This window comes from Streptomyces huiliensis (assembly GCF_020037025.1).
Lineage (GTDB): Bacteria > Actinomycetota > Actinomycetes > Streptomycetales > Streptomycetaceae > Streptomyces > Streptomyces huiliensis.
Genome location: NZ_JAIQLH010000036.1, coordinates 31,469 through 54,230, shown reverse-complemented (window position 1 = coordinate 54,230; position 22,762 = coordinate 31,469). Strand labels below are relative to the sequence as shown.

The window sequence follows — 22,762 nt, the reverse complement described above, 5'->3', positions numbered from 1 at the left end:
CCATGCTGGACCACCGCCTCACCCCCGAGCACAAGGAACTCCGGCGCACCGTCGAGGAGTTCGCCCACGACGTGATCGCCCCGAAGATCGGCGACTTCTACGAGCGCCACGAGTTCCCCTACGAGATCGTCCGCGACATGGGCCGCATGGGCCTCTTCGGCCTCCCCTTCCCCGAGGAGTACGGCGGGATGGGCGGTGACTACCTCGCCCTGGGCATCGCCCTGGAGGAGTTGGCCCGCGTCGACTCGTCCGTGGCGATCACCTTGGAGGCCGGCGTCTCCCTCGGCGCGATGCCGATCTTCCGCTTCGGCACCGAGGAGCAGAAGCGAGAGTGGCTGCCCCGGCTGTGCGCCGGCGAGGCGCTGGGCGGCTTCGGCCTGACCGAGCCGGAGTGCGGTTCGGACGCGGGCGGCACCCGTACCACCGCCCGGCTGGACGAGGCCACGGACGAGTGGGTCATCAACGGCACCAAGTGCTTCATCACCAACTCGGGCACCGACATCACCGCCCTGGTCACCGTCACCGCGGTCACCGGCCGCACGCCGGACGGCAAGCCGCTGATCTCCTCGATCATCGTCCCGTCGGGCACCCCCGGCTTCACCGTCGCGGCCCCCTACTCCAAGGTCGGCTGGAACGCCTCGGACACCCGCGAGCTGTCCTTCTCCGACGTCCGGGTGCCGCGCGCCAACCTGCTGGGCGAGGAGGGCCGCGGCTACGCCCAGTTCCTGCGGATCCTCGACGAGGGCCGGATCGCGATCTCCGCACTGGCCACCGGCCTGGCGCAGGGCTGCGTCGACGAGTCGCTGACGTACGCGCGGACGCGGCGGGCGTTCGGCCGGCCGATCGGCGACAACCAGGCCATCCAGTTCAAGATCGCCGACATGGAGATGCGCGCCCACACCGCCCGCCTCGCCTGGCGGGACGCGGCCTCCCGGCTGGTCCACGGCGAGCCGTTCAAGAAGGAGGCGGCGCTGGCCAAGCTCTACTCCTCGGAGATCGCGGTGGACAACGCCCGCGAGGCCACCCAGATCCACGGCGGCTACGGCTTCATGAACGAGTACCCGGTGGCCCGGATGTGGCGCGACGCCAAGATCCTGGAGATCGGCGAGGGCACCAGCGAGGTCCAGCGGATGCTGATCGCCCGGGAGCTGGGGCTGGCGGGCTGACCCCGGACGCGCGGGCCGGCGGGCGGCGCGTACGGCATCCGCCGCCCGCGCGCCCGGACGCCGTACGCGCCCCCGCCCGGCCTGCCCAAACCGTCCCCCGCCTGCGAGAATTCGCCCATGGCAGAGATCTTCCAGAAGGACGGCACGTGGACGTTCGACGGGGACGCGATACGCATCGTCCCGGGCCGGGAGCGCGGGGTCCATCTGGTCCGCCAGACGCTGGGTGAGCTGACCGTGCCGCTGGAGGCCGTGGCGGGCATCGCCTTCGAGCCGGGCCGCAAGGCCGGCCGGCTGCGGCTGCGGCTGCGCGAGGGGGCCGACCCGCTCTCCCAGGTGACGCGCGGCCGGATGGCGGACGCCATCGACCCGTACCAGCTGAAGACGGAACCGGACCGGGCCGGCGTCGCCGAGTACTTCGCGGAGGAGGTCCGTACCGCCCTGCTGCTGGAGCAGGTGCCGGACGGCCCGGCCGACCGCTACCTGCTGCCCGGCCCCGCCGTCCCGCTCGCGGTCGGCGCCGGGGACGGCACCGCCTCCTTCGACGGCGAGACGGTCCGGCTGGAGTGGAACTGGGTCACCGACGACGGCAAGGCGTCGGGCGGCCCCCGGGAGCTGCCGCTGGCCGACATCACCGCCGTGGAGTGGCTGCCGAGCATCGGGCTGGAGAACGGCTACCTACGGTTCGCCGTCCGGGGCGCGCCCACGAAGACGCCCGCCAAGCACGATCCGAACGCCATCGAGCTCTTCGGGTTCAAGAAGGACGGGCTGATGGCCCTGCTGGGCGCCGCCGTCACGGCCCGGCTGCCGCACCCGGCCGCCCCGGTGCACGAGGTGCCGGTCCCCGCCGGGCCCGCCGCGCCCGCCCTGGCCCCGGCCGGCGAGCCGCCGGCCGACGATCACGACACCCTGCTGCGCCGGCTGCGGGAGCTGGGCGAGCTGCACCGCTCCGGCATCCTCACCGACGAGGAGTTCGCCGCGGCGAAACAGGCCATACTCCAGCGTTTCTAAGCAAAACGATCAACATTTCACCACCACCCTTGCCCGAAATCGGGCAGGATTCTTGCGAAACGCTCCGATACCCCTCAGTATCGACGGGTGCTCGAACGCCGTATGTCCCATGACGACCTGGTGGACCACCTGGTGCGCAGCACGCCGCTCCAGCGCGGCGAGGCCGCCCGGGTGGTCCTGGACGTCCTGGCGTACTTCGACGAGACGGCCGAGGAGTTCGTCCGCCGCCGCCACCGCGAACTGCAGTCCGGTGGCCTGGCGAACGCGGAGATCTTCGAGCGGATCGCGGCGGAGCTGCCGCACCGCGCGGTCGCCCCGCCCCCGCTCTCGCTGCGCCAGCTGCGGCGCATCGTCTACGGCTGAGGCGGACCGGGGGCCGGGACACACGTCCCCGGCGAAGGCGAAACGGCGGCTGCTGCCGCCCGCGGGCATCATCGATCGTTTGTCAGGGAGGGTCATCACTTATGTGCGGAATCGTCGGTTACATCGGGAAGCGCGACGTCGCCCCGCTGCTGCTGGAAGGACTCCAGCGGCTGGAGTACCGCGGCTACGACTCCGCGGGCATCGCCCTGCACGCGAGCGGCAAGGCCGGCGGCCTGAAGACCGCCAAGGCCAAGGGTCGCGTCCGCGAGCTGGAGGCCCGCCTCCCCAAGCGCTTCAACGGCACCACCGGCATCGCGCACACCCGCTGGGCCACCCACGGCGCCCCCAACGACGTCAACGCCCACCCGCACGTGGACGCCGACGAGAAGGTCGCCGTCGTCCACAACGGCATCATCGACAACGCCTCCGAGCTGCGCGCCAAGCTGACCGCCGACGGCGTGACGTTCCTCTCCGACACCGACACCGAGGTGCTCGCCCACCTCATCGGCCGCTCGCAGGCCGCCACGCTGGAGGAGAAGGTCCGCGAGGCCGTCCGGCACATCGAGGGCACCTACGGCATCGCCGTGCTGCACGCCGACTTCCCGGACCGCATCGTCGTCGCCCGCAACGGCTCGCCGGTCGTCCTCGGCATAGGCGAGAAGGAGATGTTCGTCTCCTCCGACGTCGCCGCCCTGGTCAGCCACACCCGCCAGGTCGTCACCCTGGACGACGGCGAGATGGCCACCCTGAAGGCCGACGACTACCGCACCTACACCACCGAGGGCTCGACCACCTCGTCGCAGCCGACCACCGTGGAGTGGGAGGCCGAGTCGTACGACATGGGCGGCCACGACACGTACATGCACAAGGAGATCCACGAGCAGGCCGACGCCGTGGACCGCGCCCTGCGCGGCCGCATCGACGACCGCTTCTCCACCGTGCACCTCGGCGGCCTCAACCTGGACGCCCGCGACGCCCGCGCCGTGCGCCGGGTGAAGATCCTCGGCTGCGGCACCTCGTACCACGCCGGACAGATCGGCGCCCAGATGATCGAGGAGCTGGCCCGCATCCCCGCCGACGCCGAGCCGGCGTCCGAGTTCCGCTACCGCAACCCGGTCGTGGACCCCGACACCCTCTACATCGCGGTGTCGCAGTCCGGTGAGACCTACGACGTGCTCGCCGCCGTCCAGGAGCTCAAGCGGAAGGGCGCCCGCGTCCTCGGCCTGGTCAACGTGGTCGGCTCGGCCATCGCCCGGGAGACCGACGGCGGCATCTACGTGCACGCCGGCCCGGAGGTCTGCGTCGTCTCCACCAAGTGCTTCACCAACATGGTGGTCTCCTTCGGCCTGCTCGCCCTGCACCTGGGCCGCACCCGCGACCTGTCCGTCGCCGACGGCAAGCGGATCATCGAGGGCCTGCGCAAGCTGCCCGGCCAGATCGAGGAGATCCTCGGCAGCGAGGCGGAGATCGAGAAGCTGGCGGCCGAGTACGCCGACGCCAAGTCGATGATGTTCATCGGCCGCGTCCGGGGCTACCCGGTGGCCCGCGAGGCGTCGCTGAAGCTCAAGGAGGTCTCGTACATCCACGCCGAGGCCTACCCGGCGTCGGAGCTCAAGCACGGCCCGCTGGCCCTGATCGAGCCCGCCATGCCGACCGTCGCGATCGTCCCCGACGACGAGCTGCTGGAGAAGAACCGCGCCGCCCTGGAGGAGATCAAGGCCCGCAGCGGCCGTATCCTCGCCGTCGCGCACCAGGAGCAGGAGAAGGCCGACCACACCATCGTCGTGCCGAAGAACGAGGACGAGCTGGACCCGATCCTGATGGGCATCCCGCTCCAGCTCTTCGCGTACTACACGGCGAAGGCCATGGGCCGCGACATCGACAAGCCGCGCAACCTGGCGAAGTCCGTCACGGTCGAGTAGTCCTCCGGACACGCGGAACGCCGGCTCTTCCCGGGTGGGGAGAGCCGGCGTTCCGTCATTTCGGTACGGGCGACGGGAGTTGCCCCCCAGCGCGGACGGCGGCCGCTACGGGATGACGACGACGGGCCGCTGCGCGCGCCGGGCCAGCCGGCCGGCCACCGAGCCGAAGATCCGGCCGACGATGCCGTGGGTGGAGCCCACCACGATGGCGTCGGCCGCGTACTCCCGCCCGACCTCCTCCAGTTCGTGGCAGATGTCCCCGCCCCGCTCGACGAGGATCCAGGGCACCTCGGAGAGGTGGTCGGCGCAGGCCAGTTCGAGGCCCAGGACCTCGGTGCGGTGGTCGGGGACGTCCACGAAGACCGGCGGTTCGCAGCCCGCCCAGACGGTCGTCGGCAGCCGGTTGGCCACATGGACGATGATCAGGCCCGAGCCGGAGCGCCGGGCCATGCCGATTGCATAAGCAAGCGCCCGTTCGCTCGACGTGGAGCCGTCGAAACCCACCACGACGCCGTGCTGGAACGCGGGATCGCAGGAATGACGTGTTTCTTCCACCGCTTCGGGAAGCGCCGTCTGATCGGCGATCCGCTTGCGGTCCGCGGGTTCGGAGAATTCGTGACCGGCCATCGGTGTCTCGGCGAAGGAAGTCCTCTTGCGGAGGGTCGGCGGTGGGCTGCGGTGGGCTCGGCGGACTGAAGGGACAATTCCCGCCGTACGGGACACCGCGGAGCCGCGGGGATGTCAGTACGGCGACAAAAATCCGTCCGGGATTCATCTTTTCAAGGACTTACCCCCCAGGGTACGGCCCCGCCCGCCGGGTGCCCAGAGGCCGGCCCGCCGAACGGGGCCGGAAGACGCCGGCGGTCACCCGCCTGCGACGGCCACCCCCGAGGGGCGGACGTCCGGACGACGGGTGCGACACGCGGTGTCCCCTCGACGGGTGTGACGGCTGACGGGTGAGCGTTCCCCGGAGCATGCACGAGGGCTGCCCCCAGCGCAATGCCCCGTGTGTCCCTACCCCTGCCCGTTCGCCGAGTGACCCACACGCCGGACCGGCGTTGTACTACCGCCAGCAGCCGCCACCAGGGAGCCGCTCCGTGCCCGGAACCCGCGACGACGCCCACGCCGCAGAACCCGACCGGGAATCGCCCGATCCGGTGAGCGACGTCGTGCGCTGGGCGGCGTTCAGCTGCGCCCTGGTCCCCGTCGTCCTGCTGATGTGCGGCCGTTCCTTCGGCGGGGCGGCCGGCAGCGCCGCCGGCCTCGTGGCGGTCACCTGCGCCTGCCACGCCCTGCTCCGCCGCTCCGAACGGGCCGCCGGGCGGGCCCCGCGGGCCGTCGGCCGAGGCGGCGGGGGCGCCCGGGCGATCCGAGGCGGGCGGACGGCCGGCGCCCTCGAAGCGGGCCGCGAGGAGACCCCCGACGGAGGGCCCGGACGGGCCCTCGAACCGACCGGCGCACCCGCCGCCCCGCACCGCGGCCGGCACGGCCGCACGGGTACCGGTACGCACCGCGGCGCACGCCATCCGGGCACCAGTACGTACGTCGACTGATTTTTTGTACGACGACACCCGTATGTTTTCGGCCAACTTCAGGCCGATGGCCCTCGCTTGGCCTGACCAGCCCCCAACAGCCGGGCGACCAGCAAGGAAAGGACCGCTGAGGGCGGTTGATCCCTACGACGCTGGGGCAGAGCCGAGAGGCGTACTTTTCAGCAGGGCCTGCAAGTGCAACGCTTCGTGATCGAACGCTTCGCGCCAAGTTGTCATGTCGACATAGAGCCGGATGGTGAACTGGTCACCACGACGACATCCGACCCAGTAGATTCGATCTTGGCCATGACCGGCGGGGGAACCGTTCAGGACCGAGGGGAAACGTGCAGGACCGAGAGGACTCGACCGCCGAGGGGGGCTTAGCGCCATGAGCCAGGACTCCACGACCGTACCGGAGACCGTGCGCAAGCTCTCCGGACGCCGCCGCCGGGAGATCGTCGCCGTTTTGCTTTTCAGCGGCGGCCCGATCTTCGAAAGCTCCATTCCGCTCTCCGTATTCGGGATCGACCGGCAGGACGCCGGGGTTCCCCGTTATCGCCTGCTCGTCTGCGCGGGCGAAGATGTGCCATTGCGAACGACCGGCGGTCTGGAACTGACCGCGCCGTACGGCCTGGAGGCGCTCTCCAGGGCCGGCACCGTCGTCGTACCGGCCTGGCGGTCCATCACCCAGCCACCGCCACCCGCCGCCCTCGACGCACTGCGCCGCGCCCACGAGGAAGGCGCCCGCATCGTCGGGCTGTGCACCGGTGCGTTCGTACTGGCCGCCGCGGGCCTGCTCGACGGCAGACCCGCCACCACCCACTGGATGTACGCGCCGACGCTCGCCAAGCGCTACCCCTCGGTCCACGTGGACCCACGGGAGCTCTTCGTCGACGACGGTGACGTCCTGACCTCCGCGGGCACCGCGGCCGGCATCGACCTGTGCCTGCACATCGTCCGCACCGACCACGGCGCGGACGCCGCCGGGGCGCTCGCCCGACGCCTCGTCGTACCGCCGCGCCGCAGTGGCGGCCAGGAGCGCTACCTCGACCGGTCTTTACCGGAGGAGATCGGCGCCGACCCGCTCGCCGAGGTCGTCGCCTGGGCGCTGGAGCACCTCCACGAGCAGTTCGACGTGGAGACCCTGGCCGCCCGCGCCTACATGAGCCGCCGCACCTTCGACCGCCGGTTCCGTTCGCTCACCGGCAGCGCGCCGCTCCAGTGGCTGATCACCCAGCGGGTGCTCCAGGCGCAGCGGCTGCTGGAGACGTCCGACTACTCCGTGGACGAGGTCGCCGGGCGCTGCGGTTTCCGTTCGCCCGTCGCCCTGCGCGGCCACTTCCGGCGGCAGCTGGGGTCCTCCCCGGCCGCGTACCGGGCGGCCTACCGGGCGCGGCGGCCCCAGGGCGGCCCCGACGGCCGGCCGGAGCGCCCCGAGCGGCCGGACCGGGACGGGCGGGGTGACCGCTTCGGCGGTCCGGAGCCGATGGAGCCCCGGTCCGGGGAGCCGTCGGTCGTCGGACTGAGACGGACGGCGCTGGCCGCCGCGCACGCCACGGCCGGTCCGCTCGGCGGTCCGCCGCACCCCGGCGGGCACGGCGGGCATCCCGGCCACGGGGTGCCCTACGGACCCGGGAACGCCGGGTTCGGCCACGGCCCCGGTGCCGTGGAACCGGGCAAGCCGGATACCGACCTGTACAGCCCGCACCTGCCCGGCCAGCGGGAACGCCCCGTAGGGTGAGTTCCATGAACGATCGCATGGTGTGGATCGACTGCGAGATGACCGGGCTCTCGCTGTCGACCGACGCGCTCATCGAGGTGGCCGCCCTGGTCACCGACTCCGAGCTGAACATCCTCGGCGACGGTGTGGACATCGTCATCCGCCCGCCCGCCGAGGCCCTGACCACCATGCCCGAGGTGGTGCGCCAGATGCACACGGCTTCCGGGCTGCTCGACGAACTGGACGGCGGGACGACGCTCGAGGAAGCGGAGCGGCAGGTCCTGGCGTACATCCGCGAGTACGTCCCGGAGCCGGGCAAGGCCCCGCTGTGCGGAAACTCGGTCGGCACCGACCGCGGCTTCCTGCTGCGGGACATGCCGGAGCTGGAGAAGCACCTGCACTACCGCATCGTCGACGTCTCGTCGGTGAAGGAGCTGTCCCGGCGCTGGTTCCCCCGGGCCTACTTCGCCAGCCCGAAGAAGGCCGGCAACCACCGGGCCCTCGCCGACATCCGCGAGTCGATCGCCGAGCTCCGCTACTACCGCGAGGCGATCTTCGTGCCGCAGCCCGGCCCGGACTCCGACACGGCGAAGACGATCGCGGCCAAGCACGTCCTTCCTGTTCAGTCGTAGTTCGGTCGGGATCCCGACAGGGGCTCCGGCAGAGTGACGCAGCTCGCTCCCGGCACGGCGAAAGCCGGGAGCGAGCACCCCTCCGGACCCTGTAGACTTCTTCTCGGCCGGTGGGAAACACGGAAACAAACGCCGGACATGGTGGGTATAGCTCAGCTGGTAGAGCACCTGGTTGTGGTCCAGGATGTCGCGGGTTCGAGTCCCGTTACTCACCCTCAGAGCCGAAGGCCCTGATCTGGGAAACCGGGTCGGGGCCTTCGGCGTTTCCCTGCCTGCATCTGCGCCCGCACTCGCACCAGCGCCCGAATGGCCGTCAGTCCCTGCGGGCTCCCGCCGCGCCACGGCCACGACACGCCGAAGACGTCACTCCCCTCCCTTTCACCCCCCACGTCACGTCACGCAGCGCGTCCTTGACACTACGCCAGGTTGCGGCAAGTCTCGGGGCAGCCCGGAATCGCCCAATACTCCGGTCCGGCACGCCCCTTGGCGGGCCGGCCGCGAGGCGGGGTTCCCGGCCCGGCCACGGCACCAGGAGGAGGCATGCGCGGCGGCACGCACGGACGGCGCCCCCGGGCCCGGAGGCTACGGGCGGTCCTGGCCTCCGCTGTGCTCCTGGCCGCGGCGCTCACCGGCTGCGCGGCCGAGGACGACGGGCGGACCACGCTCTCCGTCGGCACCTTCGGGGTCTTCGGCTACCGGCAGGCCGGCCTGTACGCCGAGTACGAGCGGCTGCACCCGGGGATCCGGATCAAGGAGAACGTGATCGAGCGGAGCGACACCTACTTCCCGCAGTTCCTGACGCACCTGGTGACCGGCAGCGGGCTGGCGGACGTCCAGGCCGTCGAGGTCGGCACCGTGCACGACCTGGCGGCGGGCCAGGGCCGGCGGCTGGCGGACCTGGGCCGGGCGGCGGGCGTGCGCCGGACGGACTGGCTCGGGTGGAAGTGGGCACAGGCCACCGCCCCCGACGGCCGGACGGTCGGGCTCGGCACGGACATCGGGCCGATCGCCGTCTGCTACCGCAAGGACCTCTTCCGCCGGGCCGGACTGCCCACGGACCGGGAGGCCGTCGGCCGGCTGTGGGCCGGCGACTGGCGGAAGTACCTCGACGTCGGCCGCGCCTACCGGAAGCGGGCCCCGGCGGGCACGGTCTTCACCGACTCGGCCGCGGGCGTCTACAACGCCGCCATCCACGGCTATCCCGAGCGCTACTACGACCGGTCCGGCCGCCCGCTCCACGCCGGCGGCCCCGCCCTCCGGACGGCCTGGGACCTGGCGGTGCGGGCGGCCCGCGAGGGGCTGACCGCGCGGCTGAGGCAGTTCGAGAAGCCCTGGGACCAGGCGTACGCGAACGGCCGCTTCGCCACCGTCGCCTGCCCGCCGTGGATGCTCGGCTACATCAAGGAGAAGTCGGGGGACGCGGGCCGCGGCCGCTGGGACGTGGCGGCGGCGCCCCGGCCGGCCAGCTGGGGCGGCTCCTTCCTCACCGTGCCGACGGCCGCCCGGCACCGGGCGGAGGCCGTGGCGCTCGCCGTCTGGCTGACCGCGCCCGCGCAGCAGGCGAAGCTCTTCGCCCGGCAGTCGAGCTTCCCCTCCACCCCCGCCTCGTACGGCATGCCGGAGCTGCGGGACGCGCGGAACCCCTACTTCGGGGACGCGCCCGTCGCGCGGATCTTCGCCCGGGCCGCCGTGGACGCGCCCACGCTGGTGATCGGGCCGCACGAGCAGCAGATCGGCACCGCCTTCACCGACGTCGGCATCCCGCAGGTCGAGCAGCAGGGCAGGGACCCGCGGGCGGCCTGGGCGGCGGCCCAGAAGGAGATCCACAACGCGGTGGACGAATGACCGCCGCGTCGCCCACCACCGTCGAGGAGCCGGACGCGGAGCCGGCCCCGGGCCCGGCGCGCACCCCGCCCGCCCGCGACCGCGGTGCCGCCCGGCGCGTCCGCCGTCACCGGTGGGACGTGCGCTGGAGCCCGTACGCGTTCGTGGCGCCGTTCTTCCTGTTCTTCTCCGCATTCGGTCTCTTCCCCCTCCTCTGGACCGGCTGGGCCTCACTGCACCGGCTCGAACTCACGGACATGAACCGGCCGGAGTGGGCCGGGGCGCGCAACTACCTCCGGCTGCTGCACGACGAGTTCTTCTGGAACGCGCTGGGCAACACCTTCACCATCGGCGTGCTCTCGACCGTCCCCCAGCTCCTCATGGCGCTCGCTCTCGCCCACCTGCTGCACCAGCGGCTGCGGGCCGCCACCTTCTGGCGCGTCGCCCTGCTCACCCCGTACGCCACCTCCGTCGCCGCCGCCACCCTGGTCTTCGTCCTCCTCTACGGCCGGGACTACGGGCTGGTCAACTGGGTGCTGGGGCTGGCCGGGGTCGACCCGGTGGACTGGCAGAACGGCACGTGGAGCTCGCGGCTCGCCGTCTCCTCGATCGTCGTGTGGCGGTGGACGGGCTACAACGCGCTGATCTACCTGGCCGCGATGCAGGCGATCCCCGACGAGCTGTACGAGTCGGCGGCGCTGGACGGCGCCTCGCGGGTGCGCCAGTTCGCGCACGTCACCGTGCCGTCGCTGCGGCCGACGATCCTGTTCACCGTCGTCGTCTCGACGATCGGGGCGACGCAGCTGTTCGGCGAGCCGCTGCTGTTCGGCGGGGCGGCCGGGCAGAAGGGCGGGGCCTCGCACCAGTTCCAGACCCTGGGCCTCTACCTGTACGAGCAGGGGTGGTTCGGCTTCCACCTGGGCCGGGCCTCCGCCGTGGCCTGGGCCATGTTCCTGATCCTGCTGCTGGTCGCCGCCGTGGGTGGGCTGCTCGCCCGCCTGCTGCGCACGGACCACTGAGGAGCCGCCGTGCCCGCCCCCGTCACTCCCACACCGGCCGGCGGACGCCCGCGCACCGGACCGTTCGGCTACACCGCGCTCGGCCTCTTCACCGCACTCTCGGTCCTGCCCCTGGTCTGGACGGCCGTCGCCGCCTCGCACGACAACACCCGGCTGGCACACACTCCGCCGCCCCTCCGGTTCGGCGGCAACCTCGCGCACAACCTGGGCATCGCGTGGAGCGACGCCAACCTGGGCCTGGCCCTGCTCAACACCACCCTGGTCGCCGGCAGTGTCGCCCTGGGCACCGTCCTCTTCTGCACCCTCGCCGGCTTCGCCTTCGCCAAACTGCGGTTCCGGGGGCGGAACGCCCTGCTGGCGGTGGTGATCGGCACGATGATGGTGCCCCCGCAGCTCTCCGTCGTCCCCTTGTTCATGGTCGTCGCGGAGCTGGGCTGGACCGACCGGCTGCCGACGGTGGTGCTGCCCACTCTGGTCAGCGCGTTCGGCGTGTTCTTCATGCGGCAGTACCTCGTGGAGGCGCTGCCCACCGAGCTGATCGAGGCCGCCCGGATCGACGGCGCGAACAGCCTGCGCGTCGTCCGGCACGTCGTCCTCCCGGTCGCCCGGCCGGCGATGGCGGTGCTCGGGATGCTCTCCTTCGTCCAGTCCTGGAACGACTTCTTCTGGCCGGTGATCGCGCTGACCCAGGACAACCCGACCGTCCAGGTGGCCCTCACCGGCCTCGGCCGCGGCTACGTGCCCGACCAGGCCGTCGTGATGGCCGGGGCACTGCTCGGCACGCTGCCGCTGCTGCTCGTCCTCGCCCTGTTCGGACGGCACATCGTCGGCGGCATCATGCGCGGCGCGGTCAAGGGCTGACCCCCGTGCCGACTCCGTCATCTCCCCACTCCCTCCCCTTCGGAGCGTGTTCATGCCCACGACCTTCCCTCCCGGCTTCGTCTGGGGCGCCGCGACCGCCGCGTACCAGGTGGAGGGCGCGGTCCGCGAGGACGGCCGCACCCCTTCCATCTGGGACACCTTCAGCCGCACACCCGGCAAGGTGCTGAACGGCGACACCGGCGACACGGCCACCGACCACTACCACCGGTACGCCGAGGACGTCCGCCTGATGTCCGACCTCGGCCTGGGCGCCTACCGCTTCTCCGTCTCCTGGCCCCGCGTCCAGCCCACCGGCAGCGGGCCCGCCTCCCCCCGCGGCCTCGACTTCTACCGCCGGCTCGCCGACGAGCTCCTCGCCCACGGCATCAAGCCCGTCCTGACCCTCTACCACTGGGACCTGCCCCAGGAGCTGGAGACGGCGGGCGGCTGGCCGGCCCGCGAGACCGCGTACCGGTTCGCCGACTACGCCGAACTCGTCGCCCGGGCGCTGGGCGACCGGGTCGACTCCTGGGCCACCCTCAACGAGCCCTGGTGCAGCGCCTTCCTGGGCTACGCCTCGGGGGTGCACGCCCCCGGCCGCACCGACGACGCCGCCGCCCTGCGGGCCGCGCACCACCTCAACCTCGCCCACGGGCTGGGCGCCCAGGCGCTCCGCGCCGTCCTGCCGCGCCGGGCGCGCGTCGCGGTCGTCCTCAACCCGAACGCCGTCCGGGCCCGCACCCGGTCACCCGCCGACCTGGACGCTCAGCGGCGTATCGACGCGCTCTCCACCCGTATCTTCACCGGGCCCATGCTCCACGGCGCGTACCCCGCCGACCTGATCGACGACACGGCCGGGATCACGGACTGGTCGTTCGTCCGCGACGGCGACACCTCCGTCATCAAGCACCCCCTGGACTGGCTCGGCATCAACTACTACACGCCGTCCGTTGTATCAGCCGCCACTGACAACCGCCCCTCACCTGCGCCTTCGCCCTACCCCGGCGCCCAAGGCGTCGCCTTCCACCAGCCGCCGGGGCCCCGCACGGCCATGGACTGGACCGTCGACCCGAGCGGCCTCTACGACCTCCTCCTGCACTTCACCCGCGAGGCCCCCGGCCTCCCGCTCGCCGTCTCCGAGAACGGCGCGGCGTACGACGACGCGTTGGACGGCCGGGGGGCCGTGCGCGATCTCGACCGCATCGCCTACCTGCGCGGGCATCTCAACGCCGTCCTGCGGGCGTTGGGGGACGGGGCGGATGTGTGGGGGTACTTCGTGTGGTCGTTGCTCGACAACTTCGAGTGGGCGTACGGGTACAGCAAGCGGTTCGGGATCGTGTACGTCGATTACGCGACGTTGTCGCGGACGGTGAAGGGGAGTGGTGAGTGGTATCGGGGGGTGGTGCGGGGTGGGCGGGTGAGGTGAGTTCGCCCCGGGGCGGGCTATCCAGCCCGTCCGGCGTTTGAGGACGAGCGGCGGAGCCGCGACAAGGGGGTCTGGGGCGCAGCCCCAGGAAACGGCGAAGGGGCGGGGCCGGGGCACCTCACCGAAACACCGACGGCGGCGGCTCCGGCGACGGCTTCGCGTCCGCGTCGCGGACCACCGCCGCCCCGCCCGCGAAGGCGACAAGATCGGCACCCCCCTCCACCCGCCCCATCGCCGCATCCGTCGCACAGCGCCGCGTCAACTCCCCCACCGGCAACGGCGCATCGGACGCCACAAGAATCGCGTTACCGAACCGCCGCCCCCGCAACACCCCCGGCTCCGCCGCCAAACACAGCTCCGGAAAGACCGTCCCCACGGTCGCGATCTGCGACTTGACGAAACCGAGGGCCGGCGGACCGTCCGCCAGGTTGGCCGCGTAGAAACCCCCGGGCCGCAACACCCGCCGCACCTCCCCGGCAAACTCCACGCTGGTCAGATGAGCCGGCGTCCGCGCCCCGGCGAACACATCCGCGATGATCAGATCCGCCCACCCGTCGGCGATCTTCGCCAGCACCTCCCGCGCGTCACCACCCCGCACCCGCACCCGCCAAGCGGAATCAAGCGGCAGCTCCCGCCGGACGAAGGCGACCAGCGGCGCGTCGATCTCGACGACCTGCTGGGTGGAGCGCGGCCGGGTCGCGGCCACGTAGCGGGCCAGGGTGAAGGCGCCGCCGCCGAGGTGGAGGGCCTGGACCGGCCGCCCGGGCGGTGCCACGAGGTCGGCGACGTGGCCCAGCCGCCGCTGGTAGGAGAACTCCAGGCGGGTGGGGTCGTCCGGGTCCACATAGGACTGCGGCGCGCCGTCGATCAGCAGCGTCCGAGCCCGCGGATGGTCCCGGTCCGGTTCCAGCTCCGCGAGACCGCCCGCCACCCGCTCGGTGACGGGCTCGGCGGCGCGCCCGCGCCCCGCCCGTCGTCCGCCGCGGCCCGTCTCGTCGTCCGCCGCCGCCGCCCGCCTGCCCTTAGCCATCCGTCAAGTATCGCCCGGTTCGTCCGGGCCGCCGCGCGAGGCGGGTCAGCGGCAGCGGTCGACGGCCTCGATGGTGCGGGCCGCCTCCCCGAGCGCCGCCCGCAGCACGGCCGGGTCGGTCGCCTCGGAGAGCGCCGCCTCGGGGGCCACCAGCCAGCCGCTGCCCGTCACGGGCGGCTCGTGGCGGCCGGCGCGCGCCCCGCGCCCGTACGCCTGGGTGCAGGCGCTGCCGGGGACGTCCCAGCCCGCCGCGGTGCCGGCCGGGACGAGGAAGCCGAGGGTGTGGCACTCGCCGTCGTGCAGCACGGGCCCGACGCCGTCGCGGAGCCGGAGGATGTCCACCGCCTCCAGGCCCTGCCGGGCGGGCACGGTGACCAGGTCGCAGACGATGCCCTCGCCCTGCGCCCGGGCCGGGCGCGCGGCCGGGCCGTGGCCGGGGCGCGCCTGGTGCAGGGCCGCCGTCCGCGAGCCGCCGATGTTCACTCCGGCTTCCGCCAAGGGGAACGCCTCCTCCGCACGTTTCGCTGAACTCGTGAACCCGTCGCCGCCGCTCCGTGCCCGCCCGCCGGGACCGCGGCACGTTCGGCGGGCACGTGCTCGTTCTGTTCAACTCCCTTGGCCCGTCAACGGCTACGGTGCCACGCCGCCGTAAAGGATGGCAGTTCATGGCGGATCGCGAGTGGGATATCCGTTTTGTAGCCAAAGCGGACGTACTGGATTCCCGGCAGCCGGTACGGTCATCAGCGCCGCACGGCAGCACCACCGTCCGCCCCGGATGCCGGAGGGGCGGCAACCGCCACGAGAGGGCCCGGCCATGGCGTCGCCCCACGCGTCCCCGTCGTCTCGCGCATCCCGCCCGAACACCGTCTTCCGCGAGCTGCGCGGCCCGCGTTCACCTGCGGAATTCGCGGCGGCGGTGCGGCGTGCGGCCCGTGAGATCGGGGAACAGGTCTCGTGTGACGCGCGGTACATCGGGCGCGTCGAATCCGGCGAGATCCGCTGCCCCAACTACGCCTACGAGCGGGTGTTCCGCCATATGTTCCCCGGCCGCGAGCCGGCGGACATGGGCTTCCTCCCCCGCGAGACCGTACGCGGACGGGGGGCGCGAAACAAGGGCGGTGCGCCGCCCGGACACATCGAAAGCCCCGCCGACGACGGTGACGTGACGGGCCCCGGCGCACCGGGCCGCCGGGACGCCGGCGCCCCCGGCACCGGCGGTACCAGTGACGAGGAGAGCGACGTGTTGCGTCGCGCGTTCATGACCCAAGGCACGGCCGCGGTGGCCGTCGTCTCCCTGGGCGGCGCCGCGGGCGCCCGCCCGCGGCGCCACGCCGGCGAGGCGGAGGCGCTGGCGGTGGAGGAGGCCGTCCGCCGCATCCGGCTGCTCGACGACCGGCACGGCGGCGACGGCCTCTACCGGCGCGCCACCCGGCCGCTGCGGGCGGCGTACGACCTGCTGGACGCGGAGGCCCGGCGGCAGTCGGTGGCCGACCGGCTGCACGCGGGCGCCGGCGAACTGGCGATCTCCGTCGGGTGGTTGGCGCACGACTCCGGCCGGTTCGCCGACGCCCGCTCGCACTACGCCGAGGCGCTGGCCACCGCGCGGGTGGCCGGGGACGCGGCACTGGAGGCGCACGCCTTCTGCAACACCGCGTTCCTGGCCAGGGACGCCGACCGGCCCCGGGAGGCCGTCCGCGCCGCGCAGGCCGCGCAGCACGCGGGCCGGCGGCTGGGCTCGGCCCGGCTGATGTCGCTGCTGGCGCTGCGCGAGGCCGGCGGCTGGGCCCGGATGGGCGACCGGGCGGCCTGCGCGGGCGCCCTGCTGCGGGCCAGGACCCTCTTCGGGCAGGGGGCGGGCGAGGCCGACCCCGAGTGGATGACGTTCTTCGGCGAGGCCGAGCTGGAGGGGCTGGAGGCGCAGTGCTGGTCCGCCCTGGGCGACCGGGCCCGGGCGGCCGAGCACGGCGAACGGGCCGTGGCCCTGGCCGATCCGCACTTCGCCCGCAACATCGCGCTCTACACGGCGCAGCTCGCGGACGACCTGGCGCACTCCGGCTCCCCGGACGCGGCGGCGGCGGCCGGGGAGCGGGTCCTGGACCTGCTCGGGCAGGTCCGGTCGGCCCGCATCCGCGGCATGCTCGACGCCACGGCGCGGACGCTGCGCCGGTTCACGGAGGACCCGGCGGTCGAGTCGTTCCTGGCCCGGGGCGTGGCCTGACGGGGCCGGGGCACGGCCTGGCAGGTGCGAGGCGTGGCCTGACGGCCACGCGGAGCCGTCCCGCTCAGCCCAGGTGGCCGGTGTCGTTCCAGCGCTCGATCGCCGGCTCGCCGTACGCCCAGCCGAGGATCGACAGCGACGTCGGCTCCAGCCGGATCCGCGCCGCGAAGGACGCCTCGAAGCCGAGCCAGCGGGCGGCGATGACGCGCAGGATGTGGCCGTGGGCGAAGATCAGGACGTCGCGGTCGGCGACGGAGCGCGCCCAGCGGACGACCTCGTCCGCGCGGGCCGCGACCTGGTCGAGCGTCTCGCCGCCGGGGACGCCGTCGCGCCAGATCAGCCAGCCGGGCCGCTGCGCCTTGATCTCGGCGGGGGTCATGCCCTCGTAGGAGCCGTAGTCGAACTCCATCAGCGCGTCCCAGGCGGTGGCCCGGTCCGCGAAGCCGGCGAGCTCGCAGGTCTCGCTCGCGCGGACCAGCGGGCTGGTCCGGACCTCGACGTCCGGCAGGCCGTCCCAGGGGGCGCGGTGCAGGCGCTCGCCCAGGAGCTTCGCCCCGCGCCGTCCCTCGTCGAGGAGCGGGATGTCCGTGCGGCCGGTGTGCCTTCCGGACAGCGACCATTCGGTCTGTCCGTGCCGGGCCAGCAGGATGCGCGGTGCCATGGAGCGGGCTCCCTCAGGATCTCTGGTGACTTCTCCCACAAAATGGCGGAAGCTGCCACAAATGTGATGTGCGGAACGGATGCCATAGACCCGTCGGAACTATCATCACTCACTTGCGCCACAGGCAACCCGACGCCATATTCGATCGTCTTTCTTCTCATGCGCCGCGCCCAGGAGCCGAACGCCGGATGACCCCGGTGTTTCCGTGGCCCTACGGGGCGGTGTGCGGCGGATGCGGCATACGCCGTACGGTTGCATGCGCGCTTGTTGGCCGCCTGAACACATGGAGAGCGTCCGGATGTACCGCACCGCACCACTCGGGAAGCGGCCGCGCTGGTGGACCGAACTGCCACTGATCGCCGTCGTGTACGCGCTGTACTCGGCGGGCCGCCTGCTCGTCCGGGGCGATGTGCAGTCGGCGGTCGATCACGGTGTGTCGATACTCGACCTCGAGAAGCAGTTTCGAATAAATTTCGAACACCCGCTCAACCGGCTGTTCACGGACCACGCCTCCCTCGGCGTGCCCGCGGACTTCGCGTACGCCTCCCTGCACTACGTGCTCACCCCGGTCGTCCTCGTCTGGATCTTCAGGCGCCGCCCCGAGCACTACCGCCGGGTCCGCACCTGGCTGATGGTCTCGACCATGATCGGCCTGATCGGCTTCACCCTGCTGCCCACCTGCCCGCCCCGCCTCCTGCCGGACGGCTACGGCTTCGTGGACACCATGCACCAGTACTCCTCGTACGGATGGTGGGGTGGTGACGCCAGTGCCCCGCGTGGTCTGGGCGGGCTCACCAACCAGTACGCGGCGATGCCGAGCCTGCACGTCGGCTGGGCGCTGTGGTGCGGCGTCGTGCTGTGGCGTCACGGGCGCGGCACCTGGACGAAGGTCCTCGGCGTGGCCTACCCGCTGACCATCACGCTCGTCGTCATGGGCACGGCCAACCACTACTTCCTGGACGCCGCCGCCGGTGCCGCCGTCATGGGCGTCGGCCTGCTGCTGACCCGCCCCGCGCTGCGCCTCGGCGAGCGGATCCGCGCCCGGGCGCCCCGCTCCCTGCCCTCGCTCGCGCCCGTCGGACCTGCGGAAACCCCCGAGAGCCCGGCGATTGTCAGTGCCGGGTGCGAGACTTCGGCTCGTACTGCGCTCCCGCGCACGACCGCGTCCGGCACCCCCGCCGGGAGCGGCCGGCCGGGCGCGCCGGAGAGACAGCGCGAGGCGGACGGCAGTGAGCACACCTCTTCGGAAGTCCCCAGGCAGCCGGCCCGGGAGCCGGCCGGCGGCAGCCGGCCCGACGGCGCTCCCGCGGCGGCTCGCTGAGCTGCGCGGGCCGGACGTCCCGCCGCGCCCGCTGGACGCCCGCGCCCTGGCGGCCCTCGCCGCCAACCCCGGCTGCCGCCGCCGCGCCCTGCTCGACGGCGCCGGGGTCGACAAGGCCGCCCTCGCGCGGGCGCTGGGCGCGCCCGCCGCTTTCGGCCAGTCGCAGTTCGCCATAGCCCGCGGCAACGCCTTCGAGGCCCGCGCCAAGGCCGACGGCGGCACCGAGCTCGTCCGGCTGCTGCACGCCGCGCTCCCCGAAGAGGATGCGGGCCGGCCCCCGGAGGCCGTCGACACCCCCGACCTCTCCGCCGCGGGCCCAGAAGGCCGCACCGCCCGTACCGCCCTGGCCCTGCGGGAGGCCACGGCCGCCGGTCGGTGGGCGCTGCTCGACCACCCCCTGTTGGCGCTCACCGTGGCCGGCACCCCGGCCTACCTGGAGCCGGACGCCGTCGTCGTGCACCCGGACGGCAGCTGGACGGTGGTCGAGATCAAGTCCTTCGCCCTGATCGACGGCGCGGCCGACGCCGCCAAGGCCGGGGCCGCCGCCCGGCAGGCCGCGGTGTACGTCCTCGCCCTGGAGGCGGTGGCCGAGCGGCTGCCCGGCCCGGCCCCCGAGGACGGCCGGGTGCGCCACCAGGCACTGCTGGTCTGCCCCAAGGACTTCTCCAACCTGCCGGCTGCCGCCCTCCTCGACCTGCGCAAACAGCGCGCCACCACCAAGCGGCAGCTCGGCCGGCTCACCCGGGTCGAGGAGATCGCCGCCGCCCTCCCGCCCGGCGCCTCCTTCGCCCCGGACCGGCCCGCGGCGGAGCTGACCGCCGCCGTCGAGGCGGTCGACGCGGCGTACGCGCCGGACTGCCTCGCCGCCTGCGAGCTGGCCTTCCACTGCCGCGACCGGGCACGCGCCGCGGGCGACGTCCGGCACCTGGGGCGGAACGTCCGCTCCGGGCTCGGCGGGCTGACCACGATCGAGGAGGCCCTGGCGGCGGCCCAGGGCGACCACACGTCCGACGGCGCCGCGGACCCCGCCGTCGCCGCCCTCCGCCGCGCCGCCGCCCTGCGCGCCGAGGCCCTGGCCGCCGCCGCTCCGGCGGAAGGAGCGGGCGGATGTCGCTGATCACCTCCCTGGCCCGGCTGGAGGCGCTACGCGCCGGCCGCGCCCGCCCCCTGGCCACCGTCCGCCACCGGCACCTGGCGGACCGCCCGCTGGTGCTCGTCCCGCTCACCACCGCCGGCGAGACGGGCGCGCCCCTCGGCGCCCTCGTCGGCACCGACCGCGACGCGCCCCGCCTGCTGACCGTCCCTCAGCCGCGGGACCGCGCCCTGCGGTTCGCCTTCCTGGCCGAGCTCGCCGAGGCCGTCCTGCCGTATGTCGAGGAGTACGCGGACGTGACGGTCACCGAGGAGCGCAAGGAGACCGACCCGGCGACCGGCCGCCGGACGACCGTCGCCGCCGAGCTGTGCGCGGACGCCCCGCAGTTGCTGGTCCCCGGCCCGGCCGCGGTCGAGTACGTCCGGCTGCTGGGCCGGTCCATGCGCTTCCGGCGCACCGCCGAGGAGGATCCGGCGGCCGACTGGCCGGCGCCGCCCCGCGTGCCGCTGCTCGGCCGCTGGCTCACCCACTTCGGGGAGCGCGCCCACCTCCCCGGGAGCGCCCTCCTGCTGTCGACGACCGAGCTGCTCTCCCGGCACTGGGCCACCGGCCAGAGCCACCTGGAGGACCAGCACCTGGGCGCGCTGCTCGCCTGGATCGACCCGCCCGAGGGCAGCACCGGCCCGGAGGCGGCCCGCCGCGCCGAGCTGGCGCGTGACGCCGACGGCCTGCTGCTCCACCCGCCCGCCGGGCCGGCCACCGACCCCGCCTTCGACAACAAGCTGCTGGCCCCCGCCATCGCCCGCTACGACCAGGCCAGGACGGCCGTCCTGGAGACCGGCCGCGGCCACGCCGCGCTGCGCGCCGCCGACACCACGATCCGTACGCTGCTCCTCTCCCAGCTGCGGCCGACCTGGGACGCCGTCTGGCGCGGCGTCGACCTGCTGCGCGCACTCCCCGAGGGCGCCTCGGTCGCCGACCGCTGGAAGCGCGACCGCTGGTCGTACACCGGCCACCGGGACCGGCTGCGGGCCGGCGAGCCGCCGCAGCCGCGCCGGGACGACGCGGTCACCGCGGCGCGGAAGCTGGCCGCCCGGGAGACCGCCCAGGCCCGGCTGGACGCCCAGGAGGCGCTGGACGACCCGCTGGTCATGGCCGGGCGGCGGCTGGCCGGCGAGGCGTTCGCCGGGGAGGTCGCCGAGGTGGTCATGGCCCACTCGGAGGCGAAGGTGCCGCGCCCGCGCCCGCTCGTCACCGTCCGTACGGACGACGCGCCGCTGCTGGAGGAGGGCGCGCGGGTGCACCGGGTGCTGGCCGACGGCCGGTCGCAGCCGGCCGAGTTCGTGGCGGCCGGACCGGCGGGGCTGACGGTCCGGCTGACCGGCGGCATGGGCCGCGGCAAGGTCCCCGACGAGGGGACGGTGCCCGCGCCCGGCGACCGGGTGTGCTGGACCCTGTTCGAGCACGCGCCCAGGGGCGGGCCCGAGCTGCCCGAGCCCGAGCACACGCCCTGGACCCACGGCGGCCCGCCCGGCGGCGGTGCGGAGGAGCCCGATCCGGTGACTTCGGAGGACCTGCTGTGACCCGGAAACCCCTCCTGGCCCCGACGGTGCCCGCGCCCCGCGCCCTCGACCCGTCCGCGGCCGCCGCCGCGGCCACGCGGGCCATCCTGCGCGACACGCTGGACGGCCGGCACCGCGGCGTCGTCGTCGACTCGCCACCCGGCGCCGGCAAGTCGACGCTGGTCGTCCGCGCCGCCCTGGAGCTGGCCCGGGCGGGCCGGCCGCTGATGGTCGTCGCGCAGACCAACGCCCAGGTGGACGACCTGGTGCTGCGGCTGGCCGAGGAGGACCCCGACCTGCCGGTCGGCCGGCTGCACAGCAGCGACCCGCGCCCGTACGACCCGGCGCTGGAGGGGCTCGACCAGGTGGTCACGTCCACCAAGGCCGCCGAACTCGCCGGTCTCGACGTGGTCGTCTCCACCGCCGCGAAGTGGGCGCACACCAAGGTGTCCGAGCCGTGGGGCCAGGCGATCGTCGACGAGGCGTACCAGATGCGCTCCGACGCGCTGCTGGCCGTGGCGGGCCTGTTCGACCGGGCCCTGTTCGTCGGCGACCCGGGCCAGCTGGACCCGTTCAGCGTGGTGGGCGCCGAGGGGACGGCGCAGTGGGCCGGCCTGTCGTACGACCCGTCGGTGAGCGCGGTGAGCACGCTCCTCGCCCACAACCCCGGGCTGCCGCAGCACCGGCTGCCGGTGTCCTGGCGACTGCCGGCCTCGGCCGCGCGGCTGGTCTCCGACGCGTTCTATCCGTACACCCCCTTCCGCAGCGGCACGGACCACGGCGACCGGCTGATGTCCTTCGGCGTCCGGCAGGACGGGTCGGCGGTGGACCGGGTGCTGGACGAGGCCGCCGCGTCCGGCTGGGGGTTGCTGGAGCTGCCCGAGCGGCACGTGCCGCGCACGGACCCGGAGGCGGTGGAGGCGGTGGCCCTGGTGGTCCGCCGGATGCTCGACCGGGGCACGGCCGTGACCAGCGAGCGCGCCCCCGACCCCGTCCCGCTCACCGCCGCCCGGATCGCGGTGGGCACCGCCCACCGGGACCAGGCGGCGGCCGTCCGGGCGGCGCTGGCGGGGCACGGGGTGACCGGAGTGACCGTGGACACGGCCAACCGGCTCCAGGGCCGCGAGTTCGACGTCACCGTCGTCCTGCACCCCCTCTCGGGCCGCCCCGACGCCACCGCCTTCCACCTGGAGACCGGCCGCCTCTGCGTCCTGGCCTCGCGCCACCGGCACGCCTGCGTGGTGGTGTGCCGCGCGGGCGTGGACCGGCTGCTGGACGAGCACCCGTCGACGGAGCCGGTGCGGCTGGGGGTCGCGGTGAAGTTCCCGGACGGGTGGGAGGCCAACTTCGCGGTGCTGACGCACCTGAACGAGCACCGGGTGCGGTGGCGGCCCTGACCGCGGC

Annotated in this window: 20 protein-coding genes and 1 tRNA gene; 17 read left to right on the top strand and 4 right to left on the bottom strand. The window is 73.8% G+C overall.

Annotated elements, in window-relative coordinates:
- The first annotated feature begins 5 nt into the window (after positions 1–5).
- The 4 genes from JNW98_RS08125 to glmS all read left to right on the top strand — a co-directional run bounded on the left by JNW98_RS08125 (position 6) and on the right by glmS (position 4,459).
- The gene (locus JNW98_RS08125) at positions 6–1,166 is read left to right on the top strand and encodes an acyl-CoA dehydrogenase family protein (protein ID WP_223767452.1); all 1,161 of its coding nucleotides are present in this window, start codon (positions 6–8) and stop codon (positions 1,164–1,166) included.
- A gap of 117 nt (positions 1,167–1,283) precedes the next feature.
- Positions 1,284–2,174, top strand: a complete 891-nt coding sequence (locus tag JNW98_RS08120; protein ID WP_223767413.1) for a DUF4429 domain-containing protein — start codon at positions 1,284–1,286, stop codon at positions 2,172–2,174.
- Between the two features lie 87 nt (positions 2,175–2,261).
- Complete coding sequence (locus JNW98_RS08115) at positions 2,262–2,537, top strand: hypothetical protein (protein ID WP_185946059.1); 276 nt, start codon at positions 2,262–2,264, stop codon at positions 2,535–2,537.
- A gap of 101 nt (positions 2,538–2,638) precedes the next feature.
- Positions 2,639–4,459, top strand: coding sequence for a glutamine--fructose-6-phosphate transaminase (isomerizing) (gene glmS, locus JNW98_RS08110; protein ID WP_223767412.1), 1,821 nt, complete (start codon positions 2,639–2,641; stop codon positions 4,457–4,459).
- A gap of 105 nt (positions 4,460–4,564) precedes the next feature.
- On the opposite strand, the gene JNW98_RS08105 is transcribed toward glmS, so the two are convergent.
- Positions 4,565–5,086, bottom strand: coding sequence for a universal stress protein (locus JNW98_RS08105; RefSeq protein ID WP_185946061.1), 522 nt, complete (start codon positions 5,084–5,086; stop codon positions 4,565–4,567).
- Positions 5,087–5,556: 470 nt separating this feature from the next.
- Between JNW98_RS08105 and JNW98_RS08100 the strand changes: the two genes are divergently transcribed.
- The 8 genes from JNW98_RS08100 (at position 5,557) to JNW98_RS08065 (ending at position 13,473) form a co-directional block, all read left to right on the top strand.
- On the top strand, positions 5,557–6,012 hold the full coding sequence (locus JNW98_RS08100; protein ID WP_223767411.1) for a hypothetical protein: 456 nt from the start codon (positions 5,557–5,559) through the stop codon (positions 6,010–6,012).
- Positions 6,013–6,379: 367 nt separating this feature from the next.
- Positions 6,380–7,732 carry a GlxA family transcriptional regulator gene (locus JNW98_RS08095; RefSeq protein WP_223767410.1) on the top strand — a complete coding sequence of 451 codons (1,353 nt, stop codon included), beginning with the start codon at positions 6,380–6,382 and terminating at the stop codon, positions 7,730–7,732.
- 5 nt (positions 7,733–7,737) lie between these two features.
- Positions 7,738–8,343 (top strand): oligoribonuclease, encoded by a 606-nt coding sequence (gene orn / locus JNW98_RS08090; RefSeq protein ID WP_223767409.1) that lies wholly within the window; start codon positions 7,738–7,740, stop codon positions 8,341–8,343.
- Positions 8,344–8,484: 141 nt separating this feature from the next.
- Positions 8,485–8,557 (top strand) — tRNA-His (locus tag JNW98_RS08085).
- A 326-nt stretch (positions 8,558–8,883) separates the two neighbouring features.
- Positions 8,884–10,188: an ABC transporter substrate-binding protein gene (locus JNW98_RS08080; protein ID WP_223767408.1), complete on the top strand. Its 1,305-nt coding sequence runs from the start codon at positions 8,884–8,886 to the stop codon at positions 10,186–10,188.
- Entirely contained in the window at positions 10,185–11,186 is a 1,002-nt protein-coding gene (locus tag JNW98_RS08075; protein WP_223767407.1) for a carbohydrate ABC transporter permease, read from the top strand. The genes JNW98_RS08080 and JNW98_RS08075 overlap by 4 nt, the downstream gene beginning before the upstream one ends.
- Positions 11,187–11,195: 9 nt before the next feature.
- The gene (locus JNW98_RS08070; protein ID WP_223767406.1) at positions 11,196–12,047 is read left to right on the top strand and encodes a carbohydrate ABC transporter permease; all 852 of its coding nucleotides are present in this window, start codon (positions 11,196–11,198) and stop codon (positions 12,045–12,047) included.
- Between the two features lie 52 nt (positions 12,048–12,099).
- Positions 12,100–13,473, top strand: a complete 1,374-nt coding sequence (locus JNW98_RS08065) for a GH1 family beta-glucosidase (protein WP_223767405.1) — start codon at positions 12,100–12,102, stop codon at positions 13,471–13,473.
- Positions 13,474–13,591: 118 nt separating this feature from the next.
- Here the strand turns inward: JNW98_RS08065 and JNW98_RS08060 are convergent, their stop codons facing one another.
- Together JNW98_RS08060 and JNW98_RS08055 are read right to left on the bottom strand one after the other, a co-directional pair.
- On the bottom strand, positions 13,592–14,503 hold the full coding sequence (locus JNW98_RS08060) for a spermidine synthase (RefSeq protein WP_223767404.1): 912 nt from the start codon (positions 14,501–14,503) through the stop codon (positions 13,592–13,594).
- A 45-nt stretch (positions 14,504–14,548) separates the two neighbouring features.
- A complete protein-coding gene (locus tag JNW98_RS08055; RefSeq protein ID WP_223767403.1) occupies positions 14,549–15,001 on the bottom strand; it encodes a hypothetical protein in 453 nt (150 codons plus the stop codon).
- A 316-nt stretch (positions 15,002–15,317) separates the two neighbouring features.
- Here JNW98_RS08055 and JNW98_RS08050 point away from each other — a divergent pair, with 316 nt between their 5' ends.
- A complete protein-coding gene (locus tag JNW98_RS08050; RefSeq protein ID WP_223767402.1) occupies positions 15,318–16,721 on the top strand; it encodes an NsdA family TPR-like regulatory protein in 1,404 nt (467 codons plus the stop codon).
- Positions 16,722–16,785: 64 nt separating this feature from the next.
- Here JNW98_RS08050 and JNW98_RS08045 read toward each other — a convergent pair whose 3' ends face one another.
- Positions 16,786–17,382, bottom strand: a complete 597-nt coding sequence (locus JNW98_RS08045) for a histidine phosphatase family protein (RefSeq protein ID WP_223767401.1) — start codon at positions 17,380–17,382, stop codon at positions 16,786–16,788.
- 298 nt (positions 17,383–17,680) lie between these two features.
- On the opposite strand from JNW98_RS08045, the gene JNW98_RS08040 reads away from it, so the two are divergent.
- Genes JNW98_RS08040 through JNW98_RS08025 form a run of 4 tightly spaced genes read left to right on the top strand, consistent with a single transcriptional unit; the run spans position 17,681 to position 22,755 of the window.
- Complete coding sequence (locus JNW98_RS08040) at positions 17,681–18,703, top strand: phosphatase PAP2 family protein (protein WP_223767400.1); 1,023 nt, start codon at positions 17,681–17,683, stop codon at positions 18,701–18,703.
- Complete coding sequence (locus JNW98_RS08035) at positions 18,612–19,820, top strand: hypothetical protein (protein ID WP_372459187.1); 1,209 nt, start codon at positions 18,612–18,614, stop codon at positions 19,818–19,820. Before JNW98_RS08040 ends, JNW98_RS08035 begins: the two co-directional genes overlap by 92 nt.
- The gene (locus tag JNW98_RS08030) at positions 19,811–21,379 is read left to right on the top strand and encodes a hypothetical protein (RefSeq protein WP_223767399.1); all 1,569 of its coding nucleotides are present in this window, start codon (positions 19,811–19,813) and stop codon (positions 21,377–21,379) included. The genes JNW98_RS08035 and JNW98_RS08030 overlap by 10 nt, the downstream gene beginning before the upstream one ends.
- On the top strand, positions 21,376–22,755 hold the full coding sequence (locus tag JNW98_RS08025) for an AAA domain-containing protein (RefSeq protein ID WP_223767398.1): 1,380 nt from the start codon (positions 21,376–21,378) through the stop codon (positions 22,753–22,755). The genes JNW98_RS08030 and JNW98_RS08025 overlap by 4 nt, the downstream gene beginning before the upstream one ends.
- Positions 22,756–22,762 lie beyond the last annotated feature (7 nt).